This window comes from Pseudoalteromonas sp. G5_S1_14_S5 (assembly GCF_054968605.1).
In genome coordinates this window covers 29,560-44,457 of sequence record NZ_JBQKUM010000025.1, presented here as the reverse complement: position 1 = coordinate 44,457, position 14,898 = coordinate 29,560, and the positions used below count along the sequence as shown (strand labels likewise).

The window sequence follows — 14,898 nt, the reverse complement described above, 5'->3', positions numbered from 1 at the left end:
TAAATGAAGCTTAGGATATTAATGCTGACGAAGTATAGCCGTATGGGGGCTAGTAGTCGTTTGCGTTCTTACCAATACATACCTAGTTTGACTAATTCTGGTTGTGATGTTGATGTAAGACCTTTGTATGATGATGACTATTTACGTATGTTTTATGCTACTAAATCAAGAAATGTTTTCAAGGTTATAAAATGTTATTTCTTAAGATTGAAATTGTTACTTAATATAAGTAAAAACTATGAACTTGTGATGATAGAAAAAGAAGTTTTTCCTTATTTACCATTTCTAATAGAGTGGTTTTTTATTCGTAAAATAGATTATATGTTAGATTACGATGATGCAATTTTTCATAATTACGATAGAAATAAAAATCCAGCTATCAGAGCTATTTTGGGTGGTAAAATAAAGCGTATAATGAAGAAATCTAATATGGTTATAGTTGGTAATCAATATTTAAAAAAGTATGCAGAATCGAGTGGTGCTAAACATATTATAGAAGTTCCAACAGTAATAGATCAACATCGGTATTCGGGTAAAGTGCAACAGGGAGAAAAAAACAAGCAAATAGTAGTTGGTTGGATTGGTTCTCCTTTTACTCAAAAATATGTACTAGACATCAAAGACTGTTTGAAGCGAGCTTATGAAAAAACTGATTTTAAGCTATTATTAATCGGCGCTAACCCACAAATATTAAATGAACTTAGTGATTTGGACGTTGAAGTCCGTCAATGGACTGAAGAGAGCGAGGTTTCTTCAATAAAAGATATGGATATAGGAATAATGCCACTACCTGATGAACCTTTTGAACAAGGTAAGTGCGGTTATAAGTTAATTCAGTATATGGCTTGTGGAGTACCTGTAGTAGGTTCTGATGTTGGCGTAAATCGAAGTATTATTGAAATGAATATTTGTGGAATAGTAGTAGATGATGAAATTTCGTTTGATGCTAGTTTGATTAAGTTGATTTCAGACTACGACTTACGCATTAAATACTCACATAACGCACTTAAGTCTGTTTCTGATGTATACAATAATAAAGTTCAGTCAAAAGTTATATTTGAAGCGATTCAGCAGGTTTTACGTTGATATTATATATTTTCATGTATGCAATTTTAGTTATGTTAGCCATTTTTAACAGAGAGGTTTCGTATAACCGAAGCACAATGTATTTTTCAAGACTATCAGTGAACTGGATGTTTATATTGATATTCTTTACTCTTGTTTTGGGTTTTAGGCATGAGGTAGGTCCAGATTGGTTTGCTTACTTAGGCTATTTTGAACGGGCAAGTAACTTTTCATTTTTAGATGTTTTTACCAATAGAGACCCAGGGTATCAGTTGATAAATTATATCGCAAGCAAGTTAGGTGCTGGTATTTATGGGGTTAATTTAGCTAGTGGCTTTATTTTTACAACTGGTATAATTGTTTTTTGTTTAAAGCAATCAAGGCCTTATCTAGCAATTGCAATATCTTTTCCTTATCTCTATCTTATTATTGGTATGGGGTATACTCGTCAGTCAATTGCGATTGGTTTATTCATGATGGCTATAGCTTTCCTACAAAACAGCAAGGTTAAGTACTCTATATTTTTTATGTTGTTAGCTTCAACCATGCATAAGTCAGCAGTCTTGATGTTGCCCTTGATTTTTTTGGTTTTAGATACTAATATATATATTAAATATATGTCAGGAATAGCGATAACTATCTTGTCCTATATGCTTTTCTTAGATAATCATGTTGATCAACTTATCTATGTATATGTCGAGAGTGATAGATATGAATCAAGTGGCGCTTTTATCCGCTTATTGATGAGTTTGTTACCGTCCTGTGTTTTTCTATTCTATCGAAAAAGATTTGACTTACCTCCATTAATGATACGTTTTTGGACTTTATTAGCCTTTACTAGTATGTTTTTGACTGGTTTGCTTTTTGCTACAAACTTAAGCACTGCAATAGATCGGGTAGCATTATACCTTCTGCCGATTCAAATTGTTGTATTTGCACATTTGCCCAATATTCTTTCGAGTATAAATAGAGAACGCGATTTAGTAGTTTTGTTAATTCTTTTTTATTATTTCTCAATTTTATTGGTTTGGTTTGGGTTTTCATCACATGCTTCTGCATGGTCCCTATATACTTTTTATCCATTTTGGTACTTAAATAATTGAGTGTTATTTAACTAAATGTTTAATTTTAAAGTCTTTCGTAACTAACTTCTTAAGGTTGAAAATGAAGGCCGTTGTTATAAGCTCTAATACCAGTTGGTATTTGTACAACTTTCGTAAAAACACAATTAAGTCTTTGCTTAGTGCTAATTGCAAAGTAATAGCAGTTTCGCCTGAAGATGATTATTCTTCGAAGCTTCAAGAACTTGGTGCAGAGCACTACCATATTGACATAGACCAAAGCGGCACTAACCCAATCAAAGATATCTCAACGTTTATCGGGTTCGTTAACTTGTACCGAAAAATTCGCCCAGCGGTTGTGTTGAATTTTACCCCAAAGAACAATATTTATAGTACGTTGGCAGCTAATATGGTTGGTGCTAAGTCTATTAACAATATTGCTGGACTTGGGATGGTGTTTATTAATGAAAACCTAACGGCAAAATTAGCACGCTTGCTTTATAAAGTGAGCCAGCCCAAAGCGCATACTATCTTTTTTCAAAACGAAGATGATCGTGCATTGTTTGCAAAGCATAACCTCGCCCCTCTAGAGGTTACCGATCGCGTGCCTGGTTCTGGTGCTGATTTAACGCGTTTTGCAGTATCACCGAGTCAAGACGATGGAGTAGTGCGTTTTTTACTAATCGCTCGGATGCTATACGACAAAGGTATCGGCCATTATGTTGAAGCGGCGCGTGAGTTAAAAGTCAAGTATGGGAATGCAGTCGAGTTTCGTCTTTTGGGATTTCTTGATGTGAATAATCCTTCAGCGGTATCTAAGCAAGATATGCAATCTTGGGTAGATGAAGGTATCGTCAATTACTTGGGTACCTCGGATTCGGTTGAAAAAGAAATAGCGCAAGTTGATTGTATGGTATTGCCTTCGTTTTATCGCGAAGGAGTGCCTAAATCGTTGCTTGAAGCCTGTGCGATGGGTAAACCCATTGTGACCACAGATAATGTAGGTTGCCGCGAGACTGTCGATGATGGCATCAATGGTTACTTGTGTGATCCTCGCAGTACAACAAGCCTTCTCGAGAAGCTCGAATTAATGATCACGCATTCTCATGAGCAACGTTTGGAGATGGGCTTGCAGAGCCGTACCAAGGTTGAGAATGAATTTGATGAAAAGATTGTCATTAATAAATATCTAGAAGCAGTGAAATCTGCGTTGAATTAATCTTGATAATGGTTATGTTCCGAGGTGTAAGCCATCGGTGTTAAAACAATAAGTTGGTTAAAAATGAAAATTGCAATTGCCGGTACCGGCTATGTAGGCTTATCAAATGCGATGCTATTGGCCCAGCATCATGACGTTGTCGCCGTCGATATTATCGAAGAAAAAGTAAAATTACTGAATAATAAAATGTCGCCAATCGTCGACGCAGAAATTGAAGACTTTTTGGCAAACAAGCCATTAAACTTTACCGCGACTCTGAATAAAGAACTGGCGTATGCTGATGCGGAATTCGTGATTATCGCTACCCCAACAGATTACGATGTAGAAACCAATTACTTCAACACGGCTTCTGTTGAGGCAGTGATTAAAGATGTAATGGCAATCAACCCGAATGCGGTCATGGTGATCAAGTCTACTATTCCTGTGGGTTATACTGCGCGCATTAAAGAAGAACTGGGTTGTGAAAACCTAATGTTCTCGCCAGAGTTCTTACGAGAAGGTAAAGCGCTTTACGATAACTTGCACCCATCTCGTATTGTGGTGGGCGAGCGCTCTGAGCGCGCGACAGTATTCGCGAACTTACTATTAGAAGGCGCGGTAAAAAAAGACGTTGAAATCCTGTTTACCGACTCCACTGAAGCGGAAGCGGTAAAACTGTTTTCCAATACTTACTTGGCCCTGCGTGTGGCTTACTTTAATGAGCTCGATACTTACGCTGAATCGCACGGGTTAGACACCCGCCAAATCATTGATGGCGTGTGTTTAGACCCGCGTATTGGTTCACATTACAACAACCCTTCATTTGGTTACGGCGGTTACTGTTTACCAAAAGACACCAAACAACTGCGTGCCAACTACTCAGACGTGCCGAACAACATCATTGGTGCGATTGTGGATTCGAATACCACACGTAAAGATTTTATTGCCGATTCAATCATCAAACGCAACCCAACGCGTGTCGGTATTTACCGATTGGTGATGAAGTCGGGCTCGGACAATTTCCGCGCTTCGAGTATTCAAGGCATCATGAAACGCCTGAAAGCCAAAGGCATTGAAGTGGTGGTGTTTGAGCCAGAGCTGAAAGAAAAAGAGTTTTTCCGCTCATTGGTGCTAACGGATTTTGAGCAGTTTAAATCAAGCTGCGATGTGATTGTGTCTAACCGCATGGCGCAAGAGTTGGCGGATGTGCAAGACAAAGTGTACACACGCGATCTTTTCGGTTCAGATTAAGGATAAAACGATGAAGTATTTAGTAACAGGCGCAGCGGGTTTTATTGGCAGTGCGGTGGTAGAGCAGCTCACGGCGAAAGGCCACCACGTTATCGGTGCCGATAACCTTAACGATTACTACGATGTGGCTCTTAAAGAAGCTCGCCTCGCACGTATTCAGCATGCCAATTTTAAACTGGTTGAGTTAGATATTGCTGATCGCGATGGTGTGGCTCACTTGTTTAAAGCGGAGCAGTTTGATCAAGTGATTCACTTAGCGGCGCAAGCGGGTGTACGTTACTCGATTGAAAACCCGCATGCGTATGCGGATTCAAACCTAGTGGGGCACTTAAATATTCTTGAAGGGTGTCGTCACAATAAAGTGCAGCACTTGGTGTATGCCTCTTCAAGCTCGGTGTACGGCTTAAATGCGAAAACGCCGTTTGCCACGTCCGATTCGGTGGATCATCCGGTTTCGCTGTACGCCGCAACTAAGAAGTCGAATGAGCTGATGGCGCACAGCTACTCTCATCTCTATGACATCCCAACCACGGGCTTGCGTTTCTTTACCGTGTATGGCTCATGGGGCCGACCAGATATGGCACCGTTTATCTTCACGAAGAAGATTCTCGACGGCGACACAATCGATATCAACAATAATGGTGACATGTGGCGTGATTTCACTCACGTTAACGATATTGTAGAAGGCGTGGTGCGCATCGCCGATGTCGTGCCAACCCGTGATAACGATTGGACGGTTGAGGCTGGGTCGCCAGCAACCAGTTCTGCCCCTTACGCGGTGTATAACATTGGTCATGGCTCACCAATCAACCTGATGGATTTTGTGAAAGCCATTGAAGATGAACTGGGCATTGAAGCGAAGAAAAACTTCCGCGAAATGCAACCTGGTGATGTGTACCAAACTTATGCAGATACCCAAGACTTGTTTGCAGCTACGGGCTACACACCCAAAGTATCTGTAAAAGAAGGTGTGGCTGAGTTTATTCAGTGGTATCGCGAGTTTTACAATAAGTAAACGTCCAATCGTCTCACCTATTGGGGCGTGATCCTTGTGATCCTTTTTTCCTTCCTTAATACAGTAGCCAACAAAAAAACTGTCTCAGGGCTGAGCCGTTTTTGAGACAGTTTTTGTGCCGGATATTATCCCCAATAGGTGAGGAAACTTGGCCTATTGGGGCTGGGGCTGCTTTATTCCCGTTGGTTTGTGGTACGTTTCTTTGCCTTTACTCCAACAAATAAGATATCGGCTATACTTTCAAATTAAAATTAAAAACAAGAAAGACAACCATTATGCTCAAACACTGTTTATTCCCTGCGGCGGGTTACGGCACGCGCTTTTTACCTGCTACAAAATCTATGCCCAAAGAAATGATGCCTATCGTGAATAAGCCATTGATTGAATACGGCGTAGATGAGGCCATTCAAGCGGGCATGACCAGCATGGCGGTGGTCACCGGCCGTGGCAAAAGCTCGTTGATGGATCACTTTGATAAAAACTACGAGCTTGAGCACCAAATTCAAGGCACCAGTAAAGAGCCTTTGCTGGATGACATCCGCACTTTGATCGACGCCGCGCAATTTACCTACATTCGTCAACGTGAAATGAAAGGGCTAGGGCATGCCATCTTAACGGGCAAAGAACTGGTGGGTGATAACCCGTTTGCCGTGGTTCTGGCCGACGACCTTTGCATTAATGAAGACCAAGGTGTGCTAGCACAAATGGCGGCACTGTATCGTCAATTTCGCTGCTCCATTGTTGCCGTTGAAGAGGTGCCAGAATCGGAAACCCACAAATACGGTGTGATTGCGGGTGAGCATTTGAGTGATGACTTGATTCGTATTACCGATATGGTCGAGAAACCCGAGCAAGGCACAGCGCCAAGTAACCTTGCCATTATTGGTCGTTATATTCTTACGCCAGACATCTTCGATATTTTAGAAAAGACGCAGCCGGGTAAAGGCGGCGAGATCCAAATTACCGATGCGCTGCTAGAGCAAGCAAAAACAGGTTGTGTGATTGCTTACAAGTTTAAAGGTAAGCGTTTCGACTGTGGCAGCGTTGATGGCTACATTGAGGCGACAAACTACTGTTACCAAAACGTCTTCCTGAAAGGCCGTTAAGCGGAAATGGACCAAATGGGGATAGAAAAATAGTAATTTAGGCTGATGTGAATCTTGGTATGAAAGGTGATTTTATCAATTAGGTTCACCACTTTACTCTCTTTCCCCTATTTCAATGCTCTGCTGCTGATAGTTTTAGAAAGAGCGATCTTTAAAAGAATCGTTTTAAAAGGATGGCTTTAAAATAATTCGCCTTGCCGTCACTTGCCAACTCACTATTGCCAAGCAATAAAAGCAATAAAAGCAATAAAAGCAATAAAAGCAATAAAAGCAATAAAAGCACTAAAAGCAATAAAAGCAATACAATCGATAATCAATTATAGGCTTCCCTGATGTCACTGTTTGAGTACCTCATCGAACTCTCGATGTTCTTCTTCATCTCCCTTGCTGTGTTGTACTGCATGCGTAAAGTCGGTTATGCCATTGGCCTAACCGATAAACCCAATGCCCGCAAGCACCATGAGGGCGTGGTTCCCCTGGTAGGGGGGATCTCTTTGTGCATTACGTTATTGTACTTTCTTTACGTAAATGCGCATGAGTTAAAGTATGAACAGGTAGAGGCGTTATGCTTAACGGTGCTGGTATTGGTTGGGGTAGCCGACGATCGCTTTGATATCAGCTATAAATTCAGAATGGGCGTACAAGCGATTTTGGCGCTGGTGATTATGCATTACACCGAGTTAACTCTCTCTCACGTTGGGGATGTGTTCGGGTTTGGCGTGTTAGATTTCCCTGTGGTGCTCGACAGCGTGATCACGGTGATCGCCGTGATTGCTGCAATTAATGCCTTTAATATGGTGGATGGTATTGATGGCCTGTTAGGTGGCTTGAGCATGGTGGTGTTTACCTCATTAGGGGTGGTGTTCTTTGCTCATGAACTCGAGTTTTATGCCTATTTTATGGCGGTCATGGTGGTCATATTATTGCCTTTTGTTCTGTTCAACTTGGGCTACTTTGGCAAGCTTCGTAAGGTGTTCATGGGCGATGCCGGCAGCATGATGATCGGCTTTATTGTGATTTGGGTGTTGATTGGTGACACGCAATCCGATGAAGGGAACTATATCATTCGCCCCGTCACGGCCTTGTGGCTGATTGCCGTGCCTTTGATCGATATGATGGCGATCATGATCCGCCGCATTCGTAAAGGGCACTCACCGTTTAAACCTGATCGTGAGCACTTTCACCATATTATGCAACGTATCGGCTTTACCCCTCGTGAGTCTCTGGTGGTGATCTGCTCAGTGCAGTTGCTTTATTCAACCTTGGGGTTATTGGGAGAGTACTTCCAGGTACCTGAATACGTAATGTTCTACACCATTGTGGCGTGTTTCTTGTTCCATACTTACTGGATGACACACTCGTTTAAGATGGCCAAGATTGTAAGAAAGTGGAAGAAAATAGAAGACAAACAATCAGAGGAAACAACAGTATAAGGTGATGGGTGTGCAGAAATACCAGCATTCTTGTGTGCGTGGGTAAGGTTTCATCTATGTCTGTTTAACTTATTGATATCTTTGCTATTCAGCTCACTCTGTTTTAGGTTGTTATCACTCAAGTTATCACAAGCAAAAGGGCCCAACCTCGATTGAGGTTGGGCCCTTTTTGTATCTTGTATTTTGTATTTGGTGGCAAGCGTTTTCGTTTATCAAAAGCAGGTTTATTGGCACGGCCTTGCTTAAAGCCCTTTTAAAATCTTAGCCATCAATGCGCTGATGAATTATTCATACACTTTCTCAGGAAGGTTACGCCAACTTCTAATCCAGCTTGTGATGCGCCAAACGTAGCTCATTGCAACGGTGTATGAAATGAAGCAAAGCATAAACAGGATGAACATGGTGGATTCAGAAATTCCCAAGAACTCACCATAGATACCGAAGCCTGCAAAGCCACTGGCGATTAGACAAATGATGGCCAGTGTCTGGCGTGATGTAAAACCTAGGCGCTGGAAAATGTGGTGCAAATGCTCACGATCGGGTTTGAATGGGGAATCCCCACGCCTTACTCGCCTAAACATAATTGCGGCCATGTCCATTAACGGAATCGCAATCAGCCATAACGCCGTGATCGGGCGCATTAGAGCTGCGGAAGGATCTTGGCTGGCGCCAAGTAGTAGCCAGATGACGGTAAAGCCAATCATCATGCTGCCCGCATCCCCCATGAATACTTTACGTTTACGGCCTAGAAGACCGAGGTTCATCAGAATATAAGGGATGATCGCGGCAATGAATACGGCGCACAAATACGCCAAGCCGTGTTGGCTATCGATGTTGAGCAAAATGGCGATACCAGCAAAGGTGACGATAGCAAGCCCACCTAATAGGCCGTCGATACCATCAACCATATTGAACGCGTTAATGGCCCCAATCACCGCAAGTATTGTGACCACTGGACTCATAAATCCTAAATGTAATTCACCTATACCCAAAATATTACCGATGTTTTCTAGGCGAATATCGGCAAATTGCATCATGCAAATGGAGAGAACGGCTTGAACCACAAGCCGAATTTTGAAGCTAATATCAAATTTATCATCAAGCGCGCCGATAACGATAAGCACTGCGATAGAAGCTAAAAAAAGCGGGCTATGCGGTATGACATTGGGGTGGGTGAGTATGAACTGGGCTATTGATAAGCTGATTGCGATTCCGCCTACGAGTGGGACTGCGCCGTTATGCCGTTTTCGTTGGTTGGGTTTATCTACTAGGCCGACGGCTTTTGCTGCTTTTCGCATTACCAAGAGCGACGAAAAGGAGAATAAGCCAACAAGTGATAGCTCTAATAACATGGTGAACTCTAGCCAAATTTTTTGTATGAATTTTAATTGCGTGAACCATATGTTAAAACTATCAATATGTACACTTGGTTGAATATACTTTGTTCGCTTTTTGCGACAAAGTTAGCACTTTTGGATATGCGATTGCGTTTGTATTTGATGTGAATATGGCGTTGTTATGCGCTGTTTAAGTAAGCGTTCACCGAGGTATCTTGACTTACCATGCCTGCATAGTCTTCATCATGATGTATGGCCGTTACCCTATCGTTGGCTTCGAATCCATCCATATAATTCAATATGCAGTGTCTTACTTTTTTGAACTCTGAATATGCGATAGAGTAGAGGCATCATTCTTAACGACTCGCAAATTATGACCACCGTCCCTCTTTCTTTTTTAGCAACGACCCCATCCACACCAAAGCAGAAGAATAAGCTTAACCAGTTATGGGAAGAGATAGAAAAAAAACAACGACGTATCGAGCGTTATCAAGCCAAGTTGGATGCTTTTTATCATGACTTCAAAACATCGACTGAAGAGCAAGAGCAGGGAGTGTGCCGAGCGGCCGAGCAATGTATTCATCATCTGCTAACTTTTATCCCGCGTAAAACGATCAAAGGGCCGCAACGTGAAGCTCTGTACGATTGGATACAAGAAGAGTTAAGAATTTTAGAAGCAAATCCTTTTAATCCTGTCGACTCGAGAGTGTTACGTGAGGCGTTCGATCAAGCGCTTTTGGCATCACCATTGAATCAAGCGAAAGACATCTCGATATCGGAAGAGGAAATGGAGGCATTTCGCGAAGAGATATCGATGATGCTGGGGTATGATCTTGAACTCAGTGACGATGAATTAATGGCCATGATTAAGGACCCTCGGAAGTTTCACGACTATTTGCAAAGCGTGATCGCGGAAGAAATGGAAGAGGAACATCTGGAAGAGGATGACATCGAGTGGGGAGGTGAGAGTGATTTCTCTCAAACCGATGACCAAGCACACTTCGAAGCGTCACATCACCAAGAGAGCGATGCGCTTTACAACGATAAACAGATCACTAAGTTGTATCGCCAACTGGCTAAGCAATTACACCCAGATAAAGAAACGGACGAAGAGAAGAAGTCTGAGAAAAGCGCATTAATGCAGCAGCTATCACAAGCGAAAAAAGATAAAGATGTGGTGGCCTTGTTGATACTGGCTCAGCAACACCTCCCTGAGCATGAGATGGTGATGGATGAAGGGATGCTGGAACGCTTAAAGATGACGCTGACTGAAAAAATTGAGCAATTAAATATTGATTATCAAGAGCTTCAGCAGGGTGGTGATATCAAAAGTATCATTTGGCAACGGTTTGGTGGGGGTAACAAGGCGTCACGACAGCAAGGGTTACGAGAGTACCGTGAGCATTTGCAAAAAGAAGCACAAAATCTTCTTGCTGAATGCCAAGAGATCAAGACGGTTAAGCAATTACAGTTGCGTTTGAAGCAGCGTATTGATGCGTCTCGCTTTAACAATCCGTTTTTTCAAATCGATCCGTCTGAGTTGTTTTCTTGATGCGATTTGAAGCTGTTGGGTACTAATGTTGCGCTTGTTGCATATGGTTTGTATGATGCATAGGGCTTGTATGACACATAGGTTTTGTGTGATGCAATGATGTTGATGTAGCCAATATACCCAGGGAGGGGAGATGAATCTTCAAGAGATAAATGTGCTTATTCTGGATGATTCGTCCGTGATACTGAGTAATGTCTCTAGGATGCTATCGAGAATGGGCGTTAGAGAAGAGAACATTTATTTCTCTCAGGATCCGAAGGTGGGGGTTACTCTCTCTAAGAGGATCGCCTTTGATGTCGTGCTCTGTGATTTTAATTTTGGTCTACAGATAAATGGCAAACAAGTATTGGAAGAGCTGATCCATTATCAATGTCTCCATGACCGCTGTGCCTTCATTATGATTACCGCTGACAGCAGTACACAAACCTTCAATAGCTTATTTGAGATCACCCTAGACGATTATCTTCTTAAACCATTCAACTATAACTGTTTTAAAAAGCGCGTGGTTCGATGCCTTAAAAAGAGAAAGGATTTAGAGCTGCTGTATAGGCTCAAGCGTTTAGGGCGCTACAGCGAAGCGCTAGAGATCTGTGAGCAAGGGTTAAGTAATGATAGCCAGTACAGTGGTTTTTTTAAAAGAGAAAAGGGGCACTTTTTAAGGCTGCTTAAACGTTGGGGTAAGGCACAACGTTTTTACACCGAGCTGCATTTTTCAGAACCAGCGGATTGGGTGACCCTGGGGTTAGTGAACGCGTTAAAAAATAACGGTGAGTTAAGAAAGGCGCGGATCTTGGTTCAAACGCTACTCGAAGACCAGCCTCATCATATTGATGCCATGAAAGAAATTTCGAGCATTGAGGTGGCTGAAGGTAATATCACGGCTTCGATAGGCCATTTAGTGGATATCAATAAGATCACCCGGGATAACTCAGAAAGAAACCTGATTATCTCGAACCTGTGCCTCTATATCGATGATTTCTATCAAGCTAAACTCTATTACGCCAAATATCGAGAAGCCAATAAAGACACCTACCGAGAAAACCGCTGGTTAGATGTTAACTACCTAAGAAGGGCGTTAATGTATCTGTCTTTTGAGGAGGACGATGCGGAGGTGCATCGTTGTCAAGAGTTGTTCGCCTATCTCCACCAAGCGAAATCGCTGTCGACGGCTTGCCGTTTAAATGTGGATATATTGATGTCTCACTTTTTGTTCATCAAAGGCGAGTACAAAGAAGCTGGCTCTCTGCTTAATCAAGCATTCCATCGTGTAATGGCATTAGACAATATTGTATTTTATGACTTGTTGTATCTTTACTGGCTGTTGATTTACCTCTCTTATGATTCTACCTATCAAGGTATTTCAAACCGGATGCAGGGCGTGTTTATGCAAACCATTAAAGGTAAGTCTGCAAAACATCATTCTGATTTGTTGATCGACTCGCTTGAGTTGTTGCATGAAAAGTCGCATCAGTATTACTTGAATAAACAGCAAGCTTTGTCTGATGCCAACATGACAATGAAACAGCCCGACAAGGTGACATTACTTACGAATCTTATTTCGTTGGCGCACACCTATCCGACGTTACTGTCACTGAGAGTTGAGATCCTTAAATTATTAAATGTCACTTGGCCGCAAGGTTACGGTAGGCATCAAGTTGAATCTATTGTCGAGCAAAGTAACCGTGTTATCCGGGCGTTCAGTTCTGATGAAGCGTTGCAAAACATCGAATATGAGGGGATCTATTCGGAGGCAAAAAAAAGGATTGTCGAGCAGCAGTTCGTGACTGAAGAGCTGTGAGCGTGTGCATCACACTGTATCTTAAAACCTGTAGACTAAGGTGACTTTCCCCAAAGTTTTAATTATTTACAAATGATACTTTGTTTCATATTGGATAAGCCTTGTCGGAATGTTTCTTGATCTTCCGCTACAGTTTTGATTGTAAACTGTAGTAAAATTACGCTAATTTGTTTCTATACCGATTTATTTTGAATTGAACGAGGACAGTCCTATGTCAGCTAAGAAGCCAATGGCTCTAGTGATCCTTGACGGTTACGGTTACCGTGAAGACAACCAAGACAACGCTATCGCGAACGCTAAGACACCGGTATTAGACGGTCTTATTGCTAACCAACCTAACACGCTAATCTCTGCTTCAGGCATGGATGTAGGCCTACCTGATGGCCAAATGGGTAACTCTGAAGTGGGTCACACCAACATCGGTGCTGGCCGTGTGGTATACCAAGATCTTACTCGTATCACCAAGTCAATTGCCGATGGTGAATTCGGTCAAACTGAAGCGCTAGTGAATGCTATTGATAAAGCGGTGAAGGCTGAGAAAGCGGTTCACATTATGGGTCTTATGTCACCAGGTGGTGTTCACTCTCATGAAGATCACATCTACGCAGCCGTTGAAATGGCAGCAGAGCGTGGCGCAGAGAAGATCTATCTACATGCATTCCTAGATGGCCGTGATACGCCGCCACGTAGCGCAGAAAACTCTCTACAACGTTTCCAAGATCTGTTCGCCAAACTGGGCAAAGGTCGTGTGGCCTCTTTGGTGGGTCGTTACTACGCAATGGACCGTGATAACAACTGGGATCGCGTTCAAACTGCATACGAGTTGCTAACGGAAGCAAAAGCAGAGTTCACATTCGACACCGCAGTTGCTGGCCTAGAAGCCGCTTACGCTCGTAACGAAAATGATGAGTTTGTAAAAGCGACTGAAATTAAAGCTGAAGGTGAAGAGTCTGCTGCGATTGTCGATGGCGATGCCGTTATCTTCATGAACTACCGTGCCGACCGTGCTCGTCAAATCACTCGCACATTCGTGACGGATTTTGCTGGCTTCGAGCGTAATGTATTCCCAACCATCGACTTCGTAATGCTGACTCAATACGCTGCTGATATCCCGTTGCTATGTGCATTCCCACCGGCTTCTCTAGAGAACACTTACGGTGAGTGGTTATCTAAGCAAGGTAAAACGCAGCTACGTATTTCAGAAACAGAGAAATACGCGCACGTGACTTTCTTCTTCAATGGCGGTATCGAAGACGAGTTTGAAGGCGAAGAGCGTCAACTTGTTGCTTCTCCAAAAGTCGCCACTTACGACCTACAGCCTGAAATGAGCGCACCAGAGCTAACAGAAAAGCTCGTTGCGGCAATCAAAGGCGGCAAATACGACGCTATCGTTTGTAACTTCCCTAACTGTGACATGGTTGGCCACACTGGCGTTTACGATGCAGCAGTGAAAGCCGTAGAGTCTCTTGACGAGTGTCTTAGTAAAGTAGTGGAAGCAATCAAAGAAGCGGACGGCCAACTGCTTATCACCGCCGACCACGGTAACGCAGAAATGATGGTTAACCCAGAAACGGGCGGTGTCCACACTGCACACACTAACCTACCAGTGCCACTTATCTACGTAGGTAACAAAGACGTTGAGTTCAAAGAAGGCGGTAAACTGTCTGATCTTGCACCAACCATGCTGTCTTTAACTGGCACAGAAATCCCAGCTGAAATGTCAGGTGATGTTTTAGTTAAATAGCTTCTGAGTAAGTTAGATAGCTTTCGAGTGAGTTAAAGGCTCTGCCGAGTCTGAAAGCCCGCACTTTATAGTGCGGGCTTTTTTATTGGTGCGCCGAGCATGGCGTTGAGCTAGGAGGTGAGCGTCCTCTTCGGGCTCAGTCGAGCAAGAACCGTTAGCCTATGATCTCTTAAATCGCCTGCTAGATCGCTCTCTAGTGGCTAATACCAATCGTAGTAAGTAACTGTTCACCCTAGCTTGTTAAAAACCTCGATAACTTCGTTATAATTTTTGATTGTAGAATAACTACTTATCGAAAAATTCTGCCTTGTTCTCAAGCTTTTTTCCTACGCTATTTT

The 14,898-nt window shown here is 42.6% G+C and carries 11 protein-coding genes; 10 read left to right on the top strand and 1 reads right to left on the bottom strand.

Annotated elements, in window-relative coordinates; all coding sequences use genetic code 11:
- Nucleotides 1–21: 21 nt before the first annotated feature.
- The 7 genes from ACTRWI_RS09640 (at nucleotide 22) to wecA (ACTRWI_RS09610) (ending at nucleotide 8,129) form a co-directional block, all read left to right on the top strand.
- On the top strand, nucleotides 22–1,086 hold the full coding sequence (locus tag ACTRWI_RS09640) for a glycosyltransferase family 4 protein (RefSeq protein ID WP_499130858.1): 1,065 nt from the start codon (nucleotides 22–24) through the stop codon (nucleotides 1,084–1,086).
- A 107-nt stretch (nucleotides 1,087–1,193) separates the two neighbouring features.
- Nucleotides 1,194–2,168, top strand: a complete 975-nt coding sequence (locus ACTRWI_RS09635; RefSeq protein ID WP_499130885.1) for an EpsG family protein — start codon at nucleotides 1,194–1,196, stop codon at nucleotides 2,166–2,168.
- 61 nt (nucleotides 2,169–2,229) lie between these two features.
- On the top strand, nucleotides 2,230–3,345 hold the full coding sequence (locus tag ACTRWI_RS09630) for a glycosyltransferase family 4 protein (protein WP_499130884.1): 1,116 nt from the start codon (nucleotides 2,230–2,232) through the stop codon (nucleotides 3,343–3,345).
- A gap of 63 nt (nucleotides 3,346–3,408) precedes the next feature.
- A complete protein-coding gene (locus tag ACTRWI_RS09625; protein ID WP_499130856.1) occupies nucleotides 3,409–4,575 on the top strand; it encodes a nucleotide sugar dehydrogenase in 1,167 nt (388 codons plus the stop codon).
- A 10-nt stretch (nucleotides 4,576–4,585) separates the two neighbouring features.
- Complete coding sequence (locus tag ACTRWI_RS09620; RefSeq protein WP_499130854.1) at nucleotides 4,586–5,590, top strand: NAD-dependent epimerase; 1,005 nt, start codon at nucleotides 4,586–4,588, stop codon at nucleotides 5,588–5,590.
- Between the two features lie 275 nt (nucleotides 5,591–5,865).
- Nucleotides 5,866–6,696: a UTP--glucose-1-phosphate uridylyltransferase GalU gene (galU, locus tag ACTRWI_RS09615; protein ID WP_499130853.1), complete on the top strand. Its 831-nt coding sequence runs from the start codon at nucleotides 5,866–5,868 to the stop codon at nucleotides 6,694–6,696.
- Between the two features lie 332 nt (nucleotides 6,697–7,028).
- On the top strand, nucleotides 7,029–8,129 hold the full coding sequence (wecA, locus tag ACTRWI_RS09610) for a UDP-N-acetylglucosamine--undecaprenyl-phosphate N-acetylglucosaminephosphotransferase (RefSeq protein WP_499130851.1): 1,101 nt from the start codon (nucleotides 7,029–7,031) through the stop codon (nucleotides 8,127–8,129).
- A 284-nt stretch (nucleotides 8,130–8,413) separates the two neighbouring features.
- Here the strand turns inward: wecA (ACTRWI_RS09610) and wecA (ACTRWI_RS09605) are convergent, their stop codons facing one another.
- Entirely contained in the window at nucleotides 8,414–9,481 is a 1,068-nt protein-coding gene (gene wecA / locus ACTRWI_RS09605) for a UDP-N-acetylglucosamine--undecaprenyl-phosphate N-acetylglucosaminephosphotransferase (RefSeq protein WP_499130849.1), read from the bottom strand.
- Nucleotides 9,482–9,839: 358 nt separating this feature from the next.
- Here wecA (ACTRWI_RS09605) and ACTRWI_RS09600 point away from each other — a divergent pair, with 358 nt between their 5' ends.
- The 3 genes from ACTRWI_RS09600 (at nucleotide 9,840) to gpmM (ending at nucleotide 14,560) form a co-directional block, all read left to right on the top strand.
- Complete coding sequence (locus ACTRWI_RS09600) at nucleotides 9,840–11,018, top strand: J domain-containing protein (protein WP_499130847.1); 1,179 nt, start codon at nucleotides 9,840–9,842, stop codon at nucleotides 11,016–11,018.
- Between the two features lie 133 nt (nucleotides 11,019–11,151).
- Complete coding sequence (locus tag ACTRWI_RS09595; protein WP_499130845.1) at nucleotides 11,152–12,816, top strand: response regulator; 1,665 nt, start codon at nucleotides 11,152–11,154, stop codon at nucleotides 12,814–12,816.
- Between the two features lie 211 nt (nucleotides 12,817–13,027).
- Nucleotides 13,028–14,560 carry a 2,3-bisphosphoglycerate-independent phosphoglycerate mutase gene (gene gpmM / locus ACTRWI_RS09590; RefSeq protein WP_499130843.1) on the top strand — a complete coding sequence of 511 codons (1,533 nt, stop codon included), beginning with the start codon at nucleotides 13,028–13,030 and terminating at the stop codon, nucleotides 14,558–14,560.
- Nucleotides 14,561–14,898: the final 338 nt, after the last annotated feature.

What these genes read in the sequence shown, in the direction of transcription:
- ACTRWI_RS09640 (WP_499130858.1), top strand. Translation starts at nt 22, where the DNA reads ATGCTGACGAAGTATAGCCGTATGGGGGCTAGTAGTCGTTTGCGTTCT.
- ACTRWI_RS09635 (WP_499130885.1), top strand. Translation starts at nt 1,194, where the DNA reads ATGTTTATATTGATATTCTTTACTCTTGTTTTGGGTTTTAGGCATGAG.
- ACTRWI_RS09630 (WP_499130884.1), top strand. Translation starts at nt 2,230, where the DNA reads ATGAAGGCCGTTGTTATAAGCTCTAATACCAGTTGGTATTTGTACAAC.
- ACTRWI_RS09625 (WP_499130856.1), top strand. Translation starts at nt 3,409, where the DNA reads ATGAAAATTGCAATTGCCGGTACCGGCTATGTAGGCTTATCAAATGCG.
- ACTRWI_RS09620 (WP_499130854.1), top strand. Translation starts at nt 4,586, where the DNA reads ATGAAGTATTTAGTAACAGGCGCAGCGGGTTTTATTGGCAGTGCGGTG.
- galU (WP_499130853.1), top strand. Translation starts at nt 5,866, where the DNA reads ATGCTCAAACACTGTTTATTCCCTGCGGCGGGTTACGGCACGCGCTTT.
- wecA (WP_499130851.1), top strand. Translation starts at nt 7,029, where the DNA reads ATGTCACTGTTTGAGTACCTCATCGAACTCTCGATGTTCTTCTTCATC.
- wecA (WP_499130849.1), bottom strand. Translation starts at nt 9,481, where the DNA reads ATGTTATTAGAGCTATCACTTGTTGGCTTATTCTCCTTTTCGTCGCTC.
- ACTRWI_RS09600 (WP_499130847.1), top strand. Translation starts at nt 9,840, where the DNA reads ATGACCACCGTCCCTCTTTCTTTTTTAGCAACGACCCCATCCACACCA.
- ACTRWI_RS09595 (WP_499130845.1), top strand. Translation starts at nt 11,152, where the DNA reads ATGAATCTTCAAGAGATAAATGTGCTTATTCTGGATGATTCGTCCGTG.
- gpmM (WP_499130843.1), top strand. Translation starts at nt 13,028, where the DNA reads ATGTCAGCTAAGAAGCCAATGGCTCTAGTGATCCTTGACGGTTACGGT.